Below are 15,435 nucleotides of genomic sequence, written 5' to 3'. Positions count from 1 at the left end.
TCAAAGCCCGCACCTCCTACGACGAAGCAATCGCTTGGTCGCACCACGCACACCCCCAAGCCGCTTGACCTCAAACGGCATGGGGTGTCTGACAGGTGCCGCAGCCATCCCACTGAGATGCGCCAGAGTGGGCAGCAGCCCCGGGAAGCCCCAGAAAGCCCCAGGATCACAGCCCCCGTGCGTTGAGGGGCAGACCCCGTGGGCTGGAGCAGACCCCTTGCGCGAGTCGTTGACATGGCCCTGCCGCATGGCTAGCTTCACCAAGAGTTCTCGTCTGCGCCCCCAGGTGCTCGCGGCCCAGGGGCCCCGTCAAAGCGTCGCGTCGCCGGGCGCCCTATCTCGGCGATCAGACAACGTTGTCACCCTCCCTCTCGACTATCGCTCAAGCAAGCACCCCGCTCCCCGCGCGAAGACAACGTTGTCAAGTGCCGCATCCCGCCCCCGAGTAGAGGAGAAACCCCGTGATGACACGACTGTCGAGACCTCCCGGAGCCACCGCGATCGGCTTATTCGCGGCTGCGGCACTGGCCGTGGCCGGGCTGGCCGCACCCGCGTCGGCAGCCGGCAAGGCTGCGCTCGTCACGTCGCCCGCGACGGTGGTCAACCCGTTCATCGGGACGTCGAACCAGGCTGACGACTTTCCCGGGGCCGACGTCCCGTTCGGCATGGTGCAGTGGAGCCCGGACACGCCGTCGCGGCCCGACGGCGGAGGATACGAGTACAACGACTCGTCCATCACCGGCTTCAGCCTCACCCACATCGCCGGACCCGGCTGCGGTGCGGCCGGTGACATACCGGTGCTGCCCACGGTCGGCGCCGTGAACACCGGGGCGACGGACGCGTTCTCGCACGCCAATGAATCGGCGTCCGCGGGCTCGTACAAGGTCGCGCTGAACAATTCGGTGACCACCGAGCTGACCACCACGACACGCAGCGGTATGGCGCGCTTCACCTTCCCGTCGAGCAGCCAGGCCAACCTGATCTTCAAACTCACCGGAAGCCAGAACGGCGCCACCTCGACGCAGTTCACCAAAGTCTCGAGCACCGAGGTGAGCGGGCAGGTCACCAGCGGCCACTTCTGCGGCGCCGGGAACACGTACAGCGTGTACTTCGACATGGTCTTCGACCAGCCGTTCGCCTCGCAAGGGACTTCGATCGCGAAGACGACGGCCACCACCCCGTCGAGGCCCGGCACGGCGTCCAAGAACGCCGCCGAGAAGCCCAACGAACCGGTGCTCCACGGCAAGACCCCCACCGCGACGGCCCCGAAGGCCGCCGACGGCAGCGCCTCCCCGGACGCCGCCGCCTCGAACGGCTACGTCACCTTCAACACCACCACCAACCCGGTGGTGCAGGCGAAGGTCGGCATCTCCTACGTCTCGATCGCCAACGCGACGGCCAACCGGACCGCGGAGAACACCGGTTGGGACTTCAACGCGACCCGCACCGCCGCGCAGAACGCCTGGAACAGCGCCCTCGGCAAAGTGCAGATCGCCGGCGGGACAGCCGCACAGCAGCAGAGCTTCTACACCGCGCTCTACCACTCGCTGCTGCACCCCAACGTCAACAGCGACACCAACGGCCAGTACTACGGCTTCGACGGCAGGACGCACACCGTGGACAGCGGCCACGGAGCGGAATACGCCAACTACTCCGGCTGGGACATCTACCGCTCGCAGGCCCAGCTCGAAGGACTGCTCGCCCCCCAAGTCGCCTCGGACACAGCGCAATCGATGGTCGACGACTACGCCCAGACCGGACTCTTCCCCAAGTGGTCGGAGAACAACGGCGAGTCCTACGTCATGGTGGGCGACCCGGCCGACGCCATCATCGGCGACTACTACGCCTTCGGCGCCAGGGACTTCGACACCAGCACCGCCCTGGCCGACATGATCAAGCAGGCGAGCACGGCCAACAACGACCGACCGGGCGTCAACTACCTCGACTCGCCCGGGTACATGCCGCACGACGGCAGTTACGGCTGCTGCAACTTCTACGGCCCGGTCGCGACCACGCTGGAGTACAACACCGCCGACTTCGCCGTCTCCGCGCTGGCCGGGGCACTCGGCGACACCGGCCACCAGAAGACGTACGCCAACCGCGCCCAAGGCTGGCGCAACGTGCTCAACCCCGCTTCCGGCTTCGTCGAACCGCGCAACGCCGGCGGCTCCTGGACCGGTGGCTTCGACCCCACCAGCGGCACCGACATGGTCGAGGCCGACTCCTGGATCTACACCGGGATGGTTCCGTTCAACATCGGCGGCCTGGCACACGCCAAGGGCGGCAACACGGCGATGAGCCACTACCTGGACACCGTGCTGCGCAGTTACACCGGCGACAAGGGCTACGCATGGGTCGGCAACGAACCCAGCATCGAACTGCCCTGGGAGTACGACTACATCGGACAGCCGTACAAGACGCAGGGCACCGTGCGGGCCATCCAGGACCAGATCTGGGCGAACACCCCCGGCGGCCTGGCCGACGGCAACGACGATCTCGGCGCGATGAGCGCCTGGTACGTGTGGTCCGCGCTCGGCATGTACCCCGAGACCCCCGGCACCTCCGACCTCGCCCTGGGCTCCCCCCTGTTCACACAAGCCGTGGTCACGCTCCCGTCGGGCCAGACACTGACGATCAACGGCAACGGCGCCGCCGACAACGCCCCCTACGTGCAGTCCGCGACATGGAACGGCGCCACCTGGAACAACGCCTACGCCCCGACGACGGCCATCACCGCCGGCGGCACGCTGAACTACACCCTCGGCACCAGCGCCAACACCTCCTGGGCGACGGCAGCGTCCGCGGCCCCGCCCTCCTACGCCGGTGACACCACGGCCCCGGCCTCGCCCCGGATCGGTGCCATCACCTCCGCGGTCGCTTCCAACCTGTGCGCGGACGACGCGAGTTCCTCCACCGCCGACGGCACCCACGTCCAGATCTGGAGCTGCAACAACACCTACGCCCAGGACTGGATCATCGCCGCCGACGGAACGATCCGGACCCTCGGCAAATGCCTGGACGCCGACCACAGCGGCACCACCAACGGCACACTGATCCAGCTGTGGACCTGCAACGGCAGCGGCGCCCAGCAATGGTCCGCGGGTGCCAACGGATCGCTCGTCAACCCCCAGTCCAAGCTGTGCCTGGACGTTCCCAACTCCTCCACCACGACCGGCACCCAACTCCAGCTCTACACCTGCAACGGATCAGGCGCCCAGAACTGGAGACTGCCGACCTGACCCACCGGCACCCGTAGCCCACTCGACCGTGCTGCCGGGGCGCTCACCCGGCAGCACGCTTGCCCTGGTCAGGGGGCTGCACCCGTTCGCGGGTCCGGCCGTGTGCCGGGCTTCGTCACCGCAGGTGCTTCTGGAGGAACGCGATCTCCGCCTCGACGGCTTGTTCATGTGCCTCGAGGAACGGGGCGTAATGACGTCCCGTGAGATGAAGGACCTCGGAGTCCGGTGCGTTGTGGGCCGCCCGGACCGCGGGGCCGGGAAGCGCGCTCTGGTCCTGGTCGCACACGACCACCAGCAGGGGGCACCGGATACGGGAGGCATGGCGGCCGGGCCGGTACCCGCCGATCCGCAGCGCGATCCGCGCGGCGACCGTCTGTTTCCAGTCCGGGTAGCCGTGGTCGGGATCCAGCGCCCGGTCCCCGTCCATGGCGTCGGGCGTGGTGAGCGAGGCGACGGCGCCGCGCACTCCTGCGGTGGGGACGAGCAACGGAGGCCGGCCCAGGAGACCGCCCAGCGCGTCCGCGATGCCCAGGCCGAAGAGCCGGAGGAACGCGAGAGGGGTCATGGAGCGCAGTGCGTGGGGAGCGATGGCTCGGCCGTCGACCATCGGCGACTGGGCGATGACGGAGGCCAGTCGGGGACGGTCGGCAGCGACCTGGAGGATGTGGCCGCCGGCGAGTGAGAAACCCCAGAGGGAGATCTTGTCGGGATCCACGTCGGGCAGCTCCGCCGCGCAGTCGATCGCGGCCTGCCAGTCCGCGCGTTGTTCATCGAAGCGGAGGACCTGCCGGGGCGCGCCCCCGCTCTCCCCGAACCGTCGGTGGTCGAAGGCCAGGACAGCGAATCCGGCGTCGTTGAACCTCCGCGCGAAGCGGTCCGAGGCCGGTTCCTTCGTCACCGCGGTCCCTCCGGCCATGATCACGCAGCCGCCGTTGGTCCCTGGATAGTGCCAGGCAGCGCAGGTGGTGTCGCCGCTGGCGAAGCGTAGTTTGTTCCGTTCTTTGAGAGCGGGCATATCGGCCTCCGTGGTTGACGCGGATGTACTCCTGAGGGTGTTCCCGCGCTCGGGTCCGCCGACCGGCGTCGGGGGAGGAGCGGTGCGTATGACATCCATCGTCGGTCGTGGTTGCCGAGACGGGCGCCGCAGCACGGCGGAATGAGCGAAACTTGTCCTCATGGCACATGTATCGGCGGATTACGTACTGAGCTTCACGGATCAGCGGCTGGTGGCTGCTCTGCAGTGCGACGGCCGTGTCACTGCGGAACAGGCTGCCCGGGTCCTGGGTCTCAGCCCCGCCACCGTGCGCCGCCGTCTGCACGCGCTGAGCGCCGACGGCACCGTGCGTGTGGTCGTCTCACCTGTCGCCCGGCCGCGCAACGGCGGCTCCGCCGGGGCGCTGTTTCTGCGCATCCGGGTCCTGCGAGGAAGACTGGACACGATCGTGGCCGCGCTCGCGGTGCGTGATGACATCTCGTTCATCGACGTCAGCACCTCGGGTGACGAGATCTTCGCGGTCGCCCGTACCGAGCCGGGTTCGCGTGATCCGTTGGTTTTCCGCCAACTGCCCTCCACCCAGGCGGTCACATCCTTGGAGAGCGCTACCGTCCTGCACGTCTTCCGGATCACGTCCGAGTGGCGGCACAGCGTCCTGACGGCGCCCGAGCGTGCGGCCCTGAGCCCGGCCGAGCCGGTGCCCGGGCAGACGTCGTCCGGATCCCCGGGCCCGTACGGCGTCGACGCCGATCCCCTGGAACAGTCCCTCCTCGACGCGCTCACCCCCGACGCCCGCCTCACCGCCGCGGCGCTGGCCGCGCGCACCGGACACGCGGAGACCACGGTCCGCCGACGCGTCGCCCAACTGGCCGCGCAGGGCCGTCTGATCACGCAGGTCCTGGTGGACACGCGCCGTCTCGGGCTGCCCATCGAGGCCAAGCTCCTGTTGCACGTGGCCCCGGACCATCTGGCCGCCGCCGGGAAGGCGTTGGCCGACCACCCTTCGGTGCACGGGGCGTTCGCGACCACGGGACCCTCCAACCTGCACGCGGCCGCCTACTTCTGTGACCTGACAGCCCTCTACGACTTCCTCTCCCGCGACTTGGTCGGCCTGGGGATCACCCGCGTCGAGACGGCCATCGTCGGCCGCGTGGCCAAGCGGCACGGAGTGGGCGTCTGAACCGTTCCGGCGCCGCACCGACGGACGACGTCCTGGCTGTTTTGACGCTCGGCTCCGTTTCGAAGCCGGTACGGGCGTCCGCAGGCCCGGTGAGCCGCAGCGTGAAAGGGACCGGGGGGCCCAGCGGAGCGACGGAGAGCCGGGCGAAGCCGCCGGCCGACGGAAAGCAGGGGCGCGTCGAGCACTGCGGCGCCATGGCGGGGTTGTCGGCCCGTAGGGGGCGAGGCAGTGGGCGAGGCCGCGCACCGTACTTGCACTGATTTCTGATTGCAGTCACAGAAATGACACATTTCTTGGGGTGGGGGTCGGTGCACGTACGCCCCGGGCCTACGCTGTGGCGGTGACCAGTGTCGATGTCGCGGCCGAATCCACTGCCGGGAGCGGGCCCGAGCCGCGTACCCAGTCCCTGATGCTGACCTTCTTCGGCGCGCATGTGCTGGGTCGGTCCATCGCGGTGTCCTCCGGCAGCGTGATCGCCGCCCTGGGCAGGGTGGGCTGCACCGAGGACGCGGTGCGGACGACACTGAACCGGATGGTCAGACGGGGTTTGCTGGAGCGTCGTCGGCAGGGCAGGAAGACCTATTTCGGGCTGACACCCCACGCCGTCCAGGTGCTGACGGACGGCAGGGACCGTATCTGGCGCACCGGCGCGGTCAACCGGGACTGGGACGGCCGGTGGACGATGGTCGGCTTCTCGCTGCCGGAGGCGTGGAGCCGTGAGCGGCACGATCTGCGCTCCCGTCTGATCTGGGCGGGCTTCGGGCCGCTGCAGAACGGCCTGTGGGTGGCCCCGACGTCTGTCGACGTCCGCGAGGTGGTGGCCGGCCTGGGCCTGGAGCCGTATCTGAGGGTGTTCCGGGCCGAGGTGGAGTCGCCGACCGACGTCCGTGAGGTGCTGGAACAGGCCTTCGACGTGCCGGCCATCGGGGCACGGTACCGGGCGTTCCTGCAGCGCTGGGACCGCACCGACCCGCTACCCGCAGCCGCGTCCGGCGATGAACTGGCAGGCCAACTCATGCTGCACACAGACTGGTTGGACCTCGTGCGACGCGACCCGCATCTGCCCGCGGAGCACCTTCCGGCGGACTGGCCGGCGGCTCGGGCGGAGGCCGTCTTCCGCGGTCTGGCCGGCCGCTGGGAGCGTTCGGCAGCGCGAGCCGCCGCGGATCTCCTCGACACTCTGACCCTGGGCTGACCCGCTCGCGGGACGGCGGCTCCCTGCGCGGACCCACCCGGCGGACCCGTCCGCCGCATTATTGGGCATTCTATTGACGGCCATCAAAAAAGAGCCCTACATTCGCAGCGCTCAGCATGCTCCCCCATTCGACTTGCGGAGCCGCCGTCATGCCCCGACACCGTCTTTCGACCCTCGTCGCCTGCACGACCGCATTCGCCACCACTCTGCTCGGGTCGGCGACCGACGCCCGGGCCGCGACCGTCGAGCACCACTCCGGCACGCTGTCCGACGGCGCCACCTGGATCGCGGACAAACCCGCGCGGTGGAACGGCACCCTGCTGCTGTTCAGCCACGGCTTCGGACCGACCATCGCGGCCGACGCCCCGTCGGCCGCCGCGCAGCAGGCGCTGCTGGACGCCGGCTACGCGCTCGCCGGTTCCTCCTACGACCCGCACGGCTCGATGTGGGCGCTCGACTCGGCCGAACGGGACCAGTTCGCCACGCTCGCCACCTTCCGCGGGCAGGTCGGCAGCCCGAGCCGGGTCATCTCCGTGGGCCAGTCCATGGGCGGCCTGGTCAACGCCCAGATCGCCCGGGACGGCGCGGGACGCGTCAACGGCTCGCTCGGCCTGTGCGGCCTCGTCGCGGGCGGCGTCGACCTGGACAACTACCAACTGGACGCCGAGTACTCACTGGCCACGTTCCTCGACCCGGCCGACGCCGACAAGCTCGTGGACCTCGCAAGCCAGGCCGAGGCCACCGCGCTCGCCGAGCGGCTCTCGAACGCGGTGGAGACGGCGCAGCAGACCCTTGCAGGACGCGCCAGGATCGCGCTGGCCGCCGCATACCTCAACCTGGCCGACTGGGCCCCCGGCCAACAGCCGCCCGCACGGGACGACTTCACGGGCCAGGAGCGGCAGCAGTACACCTGGCTCGCCCAAGGCCTGCTCGGCTTCCTCGTACCGGCACGCTGGTCGGTGGAGCAGTCCGCGGGTGGCAACACCTCCTGGAACACGGGCGTCGACTACGCGGGCCTGCTGCGCAAGTCCGCCCACGCCAAGCAGGTCACAGCGCTCTACCGCGGCGCCGGGCTCAACCTGGGCACCGACCTGAACAGGCTCACCCGGGGCGCCGACATCACGGCCGACCGGGCCGCGCTCGCTCATCTGGAACGGACCTCCAGCGCCGGGCAGGGGGTGGCAGTACCGATGCTGGACATCCACACAATCGCCGACCAACTGGTGCCCGTAGAGCAGGAGTCGGCCTTCGCCGGGCGGGTGCGCGGGGCCGGTGACTCCGCACGGCTGCGCCTGGCCTACGTCGCCCGACAGAGCCACTGCAACTTCACCACCGCGGAAGTGGTCGCCGGCCTGCACGCGGTGGAGCACCGACTGGACACCGGGCACTGGGGCGACGCGGCCACCGCCGGACAACTCCAGGACAGCGCGACCGAGTTGAACCTCGGAGGCGCCGCCTTCACCGAGTACCGGCCGAGCGGCATGACCGGCACCCGCTGACCGCGAGCCGATTGCCCTCGCCCCAGCTTCCCCCCCTCAGGAGCCCTCCGTGTCGACGACAACCGAACCCTCCGTCCGAACCGCCACCGGCCCCGGCCTGACCACAGGCACCCTGGTCGCCGGTCTCCTCGCCGTCTGCCTCGCCCAGATCGGCCTGGCCATACCGGCCACCCTCAACGGGCTGTTCCAGTCCGACCTGCACCCCGTCGGCTCACAACTCACCTGGATCTCCGACGCGTTCCTGCTGCCGGTCGCCGTACTGGAGCTGACCTTCGGCCTGCTCGGTGACCTCTTCGGCCGCAAGCGGCTGCTGGTCGGCGGCGCCGCGCTGCTCGCCGTGGGCGAGGTGGTCAGCGCCAGCGCCTCCGGCATCCATCAGCTATGGGCCGGACAGGCGCTGGCCGGTCTGGGCGCGGCCGCCCTCTTCCCGACCTCGCTCGCCATCCTGGCCGCCGGGACCACCTCGCCCGCACAGCGCGCCCGGGTCATCGCGCTGTGGGCGGCCCTGCTGTCCACCGGCGGATTCCTCGCCCCGCTGCTCGGCGGCGTCACCGCCACCTACGGCTCGTGGCGCTGGTCCTTCGTCGTCGTCACCGCCGTCGCCGCGGCGAGCGCCTCGATCAGCGCCCGGTTCACCGTCAATTCCAGTGCCCCCGAGGGGCGTTCGCTCGACATCGCCGGTCAACTGACCATAGGGCTGGGCCTGTTCTCCCTGCTCTACGCCATCATCCAGGGCCCCACGGACGGCTGGGCCTCGACCTCGATCGTCATCGCCTTCGTGCTGGCGGCCGTGTTCCTCGCCGCCTTCCTCCTGGCAGAGAAGCGCGCCAAGTCGCCGCTGCTACGGCTCGACCTGTTCCGCAACCCTGCCTTCGCGGTCGCCTCCGCCGTGGCCGTGGTGGGGATGTTCGCGTTCCTCGGCACCGCCTACTCCGTGAGCATCCGCCTCGGTCCTGTGCAGGACCAGGCGCCGATGCGGACGGGCCTGGCTTTCGTCCTGCTCAACGGCATCGCGCTGGTGATACTGCCGCTGACCGAGCGGCTGCTACGGACGGTGACGCCCAGCTTGCTGCTGAGCATGGGGCTGCTGCTGATCGCGGCTGGCGACTACTGGGCGGCCACGCTGCCGATCACCGACAGCGCGTTCACCGCGCTGATTCTGCCGCTCGGCCTGGTCGGCCTGGGTTTCGCGATCACCGTCTCGTCGATCACGGCGACCGCCGTCAACACCGTGCCGGTGCGACTGGCCGGCATGGCGAGCGCCACCACCAACCTCCTGCGCGACTTCGGCTTCACCCTCGGCCCGGCCGTCATCGGCGCGGTGGCCCTCAGTCGTGCGGCGAGCGACTTCTCCACCTCTCTGCACGACTCCCCCCTGCCCGGTGCGCTCAAGGGTGCGGGCACGGCCGTACTGGACGAAGGCGGTCCCCTCGCGGTGAACGGCGCCTCGGCTGCGTCTCCCCAACTGGCTGACCTGCACCCGCTCGCCCTCGACGCCCTCGGCCACGGCTACTCGATCGGCTTCGTGGTCTGCGGCTCGGCCGCACTGTTCTCCGCGCTGCTGGCCCTCGTCACACTCCGCGGCCGGTCCGCCTCACCCGATGACTCCCCGGGACAGTAGGGACGGCATGGGCCGAGCGGTGGGAATGTGCGGCGGCTACCACCGGTCGTCCACCTCGACGAGTGCTGCGGCGGTACTGGCCCGGCGTGTGGTACCGGCGGTACCATCGGTACCATGTCGCAACCCAAGACCCCCAAAGCGATGAACCTGCGTTTTCCCGATCCCGCTCAGCGGGACGCGATCGAGGCTGCCGCGAGGCAGGAGGGTGTCAGCCTTCAGGAGTACATCCTGTCCGCTGCCTACTCTCGCGCCACCGCAGTCGAAGCGCGCTTCCTCGACGCGTTCAGGGAGTCGATGTCCCGCAGCGGCACCGCGTTCGCCGAGGAGGCCGGCACGGTCGATCCCGACGTGGAGCAGCGGGCCTCAGAGGTGGAGGCCCGGCGCGAACTCGAGGAGCGGCGGGAGCGAGGCCACGCCGCGTGACGCAGAACGAACCGCTCCATCCGATCGATGTGACCTTCCTGCTGCACGCGGCCGAGCTGATGGCCGGTGATCCGCAGGTCGACGACTACGGTCCGCTGTACGCGGCGGTCGCCCGGGTCAACGCCCGGGCCATGGAGCGGGAGATCTACGGCTCCCTGTATCTCAAGGCGGCCGCGCTGCTCCAGACGCTGGTGAGGCTGCCGTGCCTGGAGCATTCGAACGAGGCCTTCGCGTGGCACTCCGCGGAGGCGTACCTGGCCTTGAACGGGCGTCGGCTCGACTGTCCGCCCAAGGAGGCGGTCTCCCTGGTCCGGGATGCCGCTTCGGGTGCGATGGGTGTGGGCATGATCGGCCGCCGCCTGCGGGCCTGGAGCGTCTCCTGACCCGGCGGGCGGGCCGAGTGTGCCCACCGGGGCCGAACGCCTGGGAGGCCGCCCGGGCCGGTACGCAACTCGCCGGGTGAGACGGAGCGCCGCTACGGGTGGCGGTCCGGCGTTAGTCTCCGCTGCGGGAAGTTCCTCCGCCGTGGGCCGCAGGCCCCTCCGTCTGTGACGACGCGGCACACGTGTGGTCAGGCGGATGCTTCTTCCGATGGTTCTTCCGGTGCTTCCTCCGGCTGTCGTCGGCGGCACAGGCCGACGACAGCCGACAGCACGACCACTGTCCGCGGAAGCGAGCTCCGGTCGGGTCCCGGTCTCGGTTACAGGGCTACTTGCTCATGGCGAAGCGCATCAGGGACTGCTCGTCACCCTGCTTGATCTTCCCCGTCACATTGATCACTTCAAGCTTCCAGGCAGCCCCGACCCGCACGGCCTTGGCCACGGCGCAACCGTTGTCCTGGGTGAGCAGGCTGGGCCAGATGTCCGCGACTTGCTGGCTGCTGCCGCCGGTCGCGTCGTAGACCTTGATGCTGATGTTGCGTGCCTTCTGGAAGGAACTTCCCTTCTTGAAGGCGGCGGTGAGGAACACGATCGACGTGATGTGGGCAGGGATGCGGGCGAACTCCACGGAGACGGTTTCGTCGTCGCCGTCGCCGTGTCCGCTCTGGTTGTCACCGCTGTGAATCAGGGAGCCGTTGCCCATGGGGTCGAGGGAATCGAGGCCGGCCAGGCGCACCGGGTCCGCGCCCTGCATGGCGACGGCGATCAGGTCGAGGTCGGTGCCACTCTTGAGGCGCAGCTTGCCCATGACTCCTCCGCTGCTGCCGGACGTAGGGTCCCACGACACCCCGATGGACAGGTGAGTTACTCCGTCCAGGTCGGCGGGGCCGTCTTCCTTGGTGAGCGTGATCATGCTTGGGCCATCCTCTGGTGAAAGGGACTACAACACGCAGAGTGTGCCTGGCGCTCAAATGGTTCCATCCTCTGGGGCCCGACGTACCCGCCGCGCGGAACAGCGGAGCCACCCGAGGGCCTCCGACAACTCCTCTCCCTGACCGTCGCTACGAATGATCAGGGGGTGGGCCGGCGGCCATGGGTTTCCCCTCCGGCGCCCACGGGGTGCCGATGAAGTGCCGACAGCCGGAACGCTCTCGGGTCGGCCTCGCCACCTGACCTCGTACGACCAAGGGACTGGTCGTCGTACGCCACAGCCTTGACAATGGCCGCGTGGAATTCGTCTTCTTCATGACCTTGCCCGGGCTGGTCCTCGTGCTGACCGTGCTGGCCTTCGTCGACCAACTGCTGTTGCGGGCGGGACGGGCCGGCGTACTGCCGTGGCGAAACAGCGCACGACAGAGCCAGATATCGGCGACCGGGTTCGAGCAGCTTCATGCGGCGCTTTCGCCGGGCAAGCAGAACGAGCTGAAGGAGCGGCAGTCGGCGCTGGTCATGCCGGACAACGAGGACGACGGGGCTCCGCCGAACAGGACCATGGTGGATCTGGACGCGGGGACAGCCGTCGTCCGGCTGCCTCGCCTCGGTCAGTAGGGACTTGTCCGGACACCGATGGCAGCCAGGAGTACCCGCTGGACCGCAGGAGCGCGACGGCCGCGTGATCCCTGTCCGCGGCCGTCTGCGCAAGCTGGTCGCTGCCCATCCGACGCGCCCGCCCCTCCGCCCACGACAGAAGCGCTCGGCCGAGACCGCGCCCGTGGTGGGCGGGGTGGACATCGACGGTGGAGCGCCGACCGCCCACCCGGCCCCAGCCGGCCGGCTCGCCGCCGGAGTCGTGAATGAGCACCGCGTCGCAGGTCAGGTCCGGGTCGGACGGGCCGAGGTCGGCTGCGATCCGGTCGGCGCTCGTCGGGGCGCGGCCGTACAACTCGTGCTCGCAGGCGGCGACCAGGCGGTGAATCGCGTGGACGTCGGCGGTGGTGGCCGATCGGCTCCCGTAGCCGATCGGCAACGACGGCGGCGAAGGATCAGGCATGCCATGCACCCTGCGCCATCCGAAGGTTCATGTCGACCCTGGTTCGCCGACCCGGGCGCGGGGACCGCGGAATGCGCGGTCACGCGTCCCATGGGCGCCGGCAGGGTCGCCGCGGCCGGCACCGGCCTTCCCGTCAGCCAGTTAGAGGGGCCCGATCTGGGGCGATGCCTGCGGCGGGCTGGGAAGGCGAATCGTGACGAGGAGGCCGCCGGTGGGGCGGGGCGTGAGGTCGAGAGTGCCGTCGTGTGCCCGGACGATGCTCTGCACGATGGCCAGCCCGAGGCCGACGCCGGCTTGCTCGTCGGTGCGTACGCGTTGCGTTCCGCGCTGGAAGGGTTCGGTGAGGGCCGGTACGAGTTCCGGTGGGAGCGGATGGCCGGTGTTCTCGACCCGCAGCACGCTCACGTCGCCGTCGGCCTCGGTGTGGACCGTCACGCTGCCACCGGCGGGGAGGTTGTGGACGATGGCGTTCTGGACGAGATTCGTCACCATCCGCAGCAGGAGCTCCGGGGAGCCGCTGGTACGGGCCGTCCCGCCGGTGACGTCGAGGGTGATCCGGCGCTGTTCGGCGAGGGCGAGCAGCGTTTCGCCCGCCTCTTCGGCGATGAGGGAGAGGTCGACGCTCTCGCGGGTGAAGTTTCCTCGGTCGCCGCGGCCGAGCAGCAGGAGTGCCTCGGTGAGGTCGATCGCCCGCGTATTGACGGCGTGCAGTCGCTCGATGAGTTCGTCCCGGTCCTGCGTGGGGTCCTTGCGGGCGACGTCGAGGAGCGTCCGCGAGATCGCCAGCGGGGTGCGCAGTTCGTGGGAGGCGTTCGCGGCGAACCTCTGCTGCTCGGCGACGTGGGACTCGAGTTGTTCGAGCATCGAGTCGAACGCGTCGGAGAGTTCACGGAATTCGTCCTGGCTGCCCTTCATACGGATCCGGTGGGACAGTGACCCGTTCCCGGCCCTCCGCGCCGCATCCGTGATCTGTGTGAGGGGTGCGAGCATCCGGCCGGCGAGGACCCATCCTCCGAGGAGGCCGAACACGAGCAGGAACAGCATCGCCACGGCCGCGGCGGGCGCGAAGCCGCGCAGGAGATCGGAGCGGCTGGGTCCGACGATGATGACGGCGCCGTACGCGTTCTGGAGGGATCTGGGGTCTTTGTTCGGTAGCCAGCGCAGCGCGAACACCCACACGACGGCCAGCAGGAGCGTGCCCGCGACGAAGAGGAATCCGGCGTAGCTGAGGGTGAGCTTCAGCCGGGCGCTGCGCCCTGGGCGTCTATTCATGAGTGCCGCCGGGGTGGGTGTTGTCCATGACGGTGTCGATCCGGTAGCCGACGCCGGGCACCGTGGCGATGATCCATGGTTCGCCGAGCCGTTTGCGCAGTGCGGACACGGTGATGCGTACGGCGTTGGTGAAGGGGTCGGCGTTCTCGTCCCAGGCCCGCTCCAGCAGGTCTTCGGAGCTGACGACCCCTCCCTCGGCGGCGACGAGGACTTCAAGGACGGCGAACTGCTTACGCGTCAGCGCGACGTAGCGTCCGTCGCGGAAGACCTCCCGGCGGAAGGGATCCAGCCGCAGGCCCGCGATCTCGCGGACCGGGGGCCGGGCGTGCGCGCGCCTGCGGTCGAGCGCCCGCAGCCGCATGACGAGCTCCCGAAGGTCGAACGGTTTGGTGAGGTAGTCGTCCGCGCCGAGCTCGAACCCGGAAGCCTTGTCGTCGATCCGGTCGGCCGCGGTGAGCATGAGGATCGGGATGCCGCTGCCGGAGGCGACGATGCGCCGGGCGACCTCGTCGCCGGACGGGCCGGGGATGTCGCGGTCGAGGACCGCCAGGTCGTAGGAGTTGACGCTGAGCAGTTCCAGGGCGGAGTCGCCGTCGGTGGCGATGTCGGCGGCGATCGCCTCCAGCCGCAGACCGTCACGGACAGCTTCGGCCAGGTAGGGCTCGTCCTCCACGATCAGTACGCGCATGTCCGAAGCCTAAGCAGGACCAGATATCGCCGACGTATGCAAGGACCGCCCAGGCGCGTACACACGGGACACGCGGCTCAGCCCGCCCCCACCGGCGCGGGGCGCGGCCGGTCCGACGGCGCTTGCGCCGTCGTGCGCCACCAGCGGCGCGACGCCAGCGCGGCCAGCGCGGCGCCGACGGCGTTGACCAGGACGTCGTCCACGGAGGACACCCGGTCCAGCCGCAGGACGTACTGTGCGGTTTCTACCAGGGCCGAGCAGCCCGCCCCGAGGGCCAGGATCCGCGGCACGGACGCCAGCGCCGCGAACCGCATCGGAGCGAAGAACCCCAGCGCCGCGAAGACCAGCAGGTTGCCGACGATCCCGAGCAGCCCCATCGTGACCAGGTCCCGCAGCGGTACGAGGCTCACGCGTTCGGGGACGGTGCCGGCCCCGCCGCCCGGCATCATGGTCAGCCACAGGAACGGCACGGTGCCGTGGACCATGCCCACTTCGGCCAGCGACCTGCGCCACGCCCACGCCGATGTGACGCCGGCGGCACGCCGGACGCGCACCAGAGCCCACACCACCAGCAGGGCCAATGGCATCGTCACCAGCGTCATGAGCACCACGCCGTTGAACGTGTCGAAGCAGCCGTGCCACCGCCCGGCCATGCACATCGGAGCGGACATCATGAGCGGCCGCCGCACGACGAACGCGGCGGCCGCGATGCCGAGGATCGCCAGGCAGAGAAGCACGATCCGGCGTGTGCGTCGGAGCGCTGCCGACAGGGATGTATTGATGTTCACGCCCCTATTGGAGTCGAGGGGCCGTTGCGGGGGCGTATGCGATTTTCGATACACCCGCGATACACGGAAGCGAGCCGTGTCGGGAACGAGGGCGACGCGCCCCTCACGGACCGAATCCCCCTCCCGCCGGCCGACGCGGCGACCGTGGTCCCGGTGCCGGTGAATG

The 15,435-nt window shown here is 69.8% G+C and carries 14 protein-coding genes; 8 read left to right on the top strand and 6 right to left on the bottom strand.

What is annotated here, in order from left to right:
- Nucleotides 1-464 precede the first annotated feature (464 nt).
- A complete protein-coding gene (locus tag ACIQRL_RS39895; RefSeq protein ID WP_401341050.1) occupies nucleotides 465-3,239 on the top strand; it encodes a lectin in 2,775 nt (924 codons plus the stop codon).
- 115 nt (nucleotides 3,240-3,354) lie between these two features.
- On the opposite strand, the gene ACIQRL_RS39890 is transcribed toward ACIQRL_RS39895, so the two are convergent.
- The gene (locus ACIQRL_RS39890) at nucleotides 3,355-4,254 is read right to left on the bottom strand and encodes an alpha/beta hydrolase (protein ID WP_401341047.1); all 900 of its coding nucleotides are present in this window, start codon (nucleotides 4,252-4,254) and stop codon (nucleotides 3,355-3,357) included.
- 160 nt (nucleotides 4,255-4,414) lie between these two features.
- On the opposite strand from ACIQRL_RS39890, the gene ACIQRL_RS39885 reads away from it, so the two are divergent.
- From ACIQRL_RS39885 to ACIQRL_RS39860, 6 genes are all read left to right on the top strand, one after another.
- Complete coding sequence (locus ACIQRL_RS39885; RefSeq protein WP_401341045.1) at nucleotides 4,415-5,413, top strand: Lrp/AsnC family transcriptional regulator; 999 nt, start codon at nucleotides 4,415-4,417, stop codon at nucleotides 5,411-5,413.
- A gap of 334 nt (nucleotides 5,414-5,747) precedes the next feature.
- Complete coding sequence (locus ACIQRL_RS39880; protein ID WP_401341065.1) at nucleotides 5,748-6,608, top strand: PaaX family transcriptional regulator C-terminal domain-containing protein; 861 nt, start codon at nucleotides 5,748-5,750, stop codon at nucleotides 6,606-6,608.
- Between the two features lie 149 nt (nucleotides 6,609-6,757).
- Nucleotides 6,758-8,107, top strand: a complete 1,350-nt coding sequence (locus ACIQRL_RS39875) for an alpha/beta hydrolase (RefSeq protein WP_401341044.1) — start codon at nucleotides 6,758-6,760, stop codon at nucleotides 8,105-8,107.
- A gap of 49 nt (nucleotides 8,108-8,156) precedes the next feature.
- Complete coding sequence (locus tag ACIQRL_RS39870) at nucleotides 8,157-9,728, top strand: MFS transporter (RefSeq protein WP_401341042.1); 1,572 nt, start codon at nucleotides 8,157-8,159, stop codon at nucleotides 9,726-9,728.
- 114 nt (nucleotides 9,729-9,842) lie between these two features.
- Entirely contained in the window at nucleotides 9,843-10,151 is a 309-nt protein-coding gene (locus tag ACIQRL_RS39865; RefSeq protein WP_401341041.1) for a DUF1778 domain-containing protein, read from the top strand.
- The gene (locus ACIQRL_RS39860; protein ID WP_401341039.1) at nucleotides 10,148-10,534 is read left to right on the top strand and encodes a fic family toxin-antitoxin system, toxin component; all 387 of its coding nucleotides are present in this window, start codon (nucleotides 10,148-10,150) and stop codon (nucleotides 10,532-10,534) included. Before ACIQRL_RS39865 ends, ACIQRL_RS39860 begins: the two co-directional genes overlap by 4 nt.
- A 325-nt stretch (nucleotides 10,535-10,859) precedes the next feature.
- Here ACIQRL_RS39860 and ACIQRL_RS39855 read toward each other — a convergent pair whose 3' ends face one another.
- A complete protein-coding gene (locus ACIQRL_RS39855) occupies nucleotides 10,860-11,444 on the bottom strand; it encodes a TerD family protein (RefSeq protein WP_401341038.1) in 585 nt (194 codons plus the stop codon).
- Between the two features lie 314 nt (nucleotides 11,445-11,758).
- Here ACIQRL_RS39855 and ACIQRL_RS39850 point away from each other — a divergent pair, with 314 nt between their 5' ends.
- Entirely contained in the window at nucleotides 11,759-12,079 is a 321-nt protein-coding gene (locus ACIQRL_RS39850) for a DUF6191 domain-containing protein (protein ID WP_401341036.1), read from the top strand.
- Here ACIQRL_RS39850 and ACIQRL_RS39845 read toward each other — a convergent pair.
- From ACIQRL_RS39845 to ACIQRL_RS39830, 4 genes are all read right to left on the bottom strand, one after another.
- Nucleotides 11,979-12,521 (bottom strand): GNAT family N-acetyltransferase, encoded by a 543-nt coding sequence (locus ACIQRL_RS39845; protein WP_401341033.1) that lies wholly within the window; start codon nucleotides 12,519-12,521, stop codon nucleotides 11,979-11,981. The genes ACIQRL_RS39850 and ACIQRL_RS39845 overlap by 101 nt on opposite strands.
- 141 nt (nucleotides 12,522-12,662) lie before the next feature.
- Entirely contained in the window at nucleotides 12,663-13,793 is a 1,131-nt protein-coding gene (locus tag ACIQRL_RS39840; RefSeq protein WP_401341032.1) for a sensor histidine kinase, read from the bottom strand.
- Nucleotides 13,786-14,481: a response regulator transcription factor gene (locus ACIQRL_RS39835; protein WP_401341030.1), complete on the bottom strand. Its 696-nt coding sequence runs from the start codon at nucleotides 14,479-14,481 to the stop codon at nucleotides 13,786-13,788. The genes ACIQRL_RS39840 and ACIQRL_RS39835 overlap by 8 nt, the downstream gene beginning before the upstream one ends.
- Before the next feature lie 77 nt (nucleotides 14,482-14,558).
- Nucleotides 14,559-15,269, bottom strand: coding sequence for a VanZ family protein (locus tag ACIQRL_RS39830; RefSeq protein ID WP_401341028.1), 711 nt, complete (start codon nucleotides 15,267-15,269; stop codon nucleotides 14,559-14,561).
- Nucleotides 15,270-15,435: the final 166 nt, after the last annotated feature.

It is taken from the genome of Streptomyces sp. NPDC091209 (genome assembly GCF_044757755.1).
In the GTDB taxonomy this organism is placed as follows: domain Bacteria; phylum Actinomycetota; class Actinomycetes; order Streptomycetales; family Streptomycetaceae; genus Streptomyces.
The sequence above is the reverse complement of the archived record's forward strand: the minus strand, read 5'-3'. Positions and strand labels throughout refer to the sequence as shown.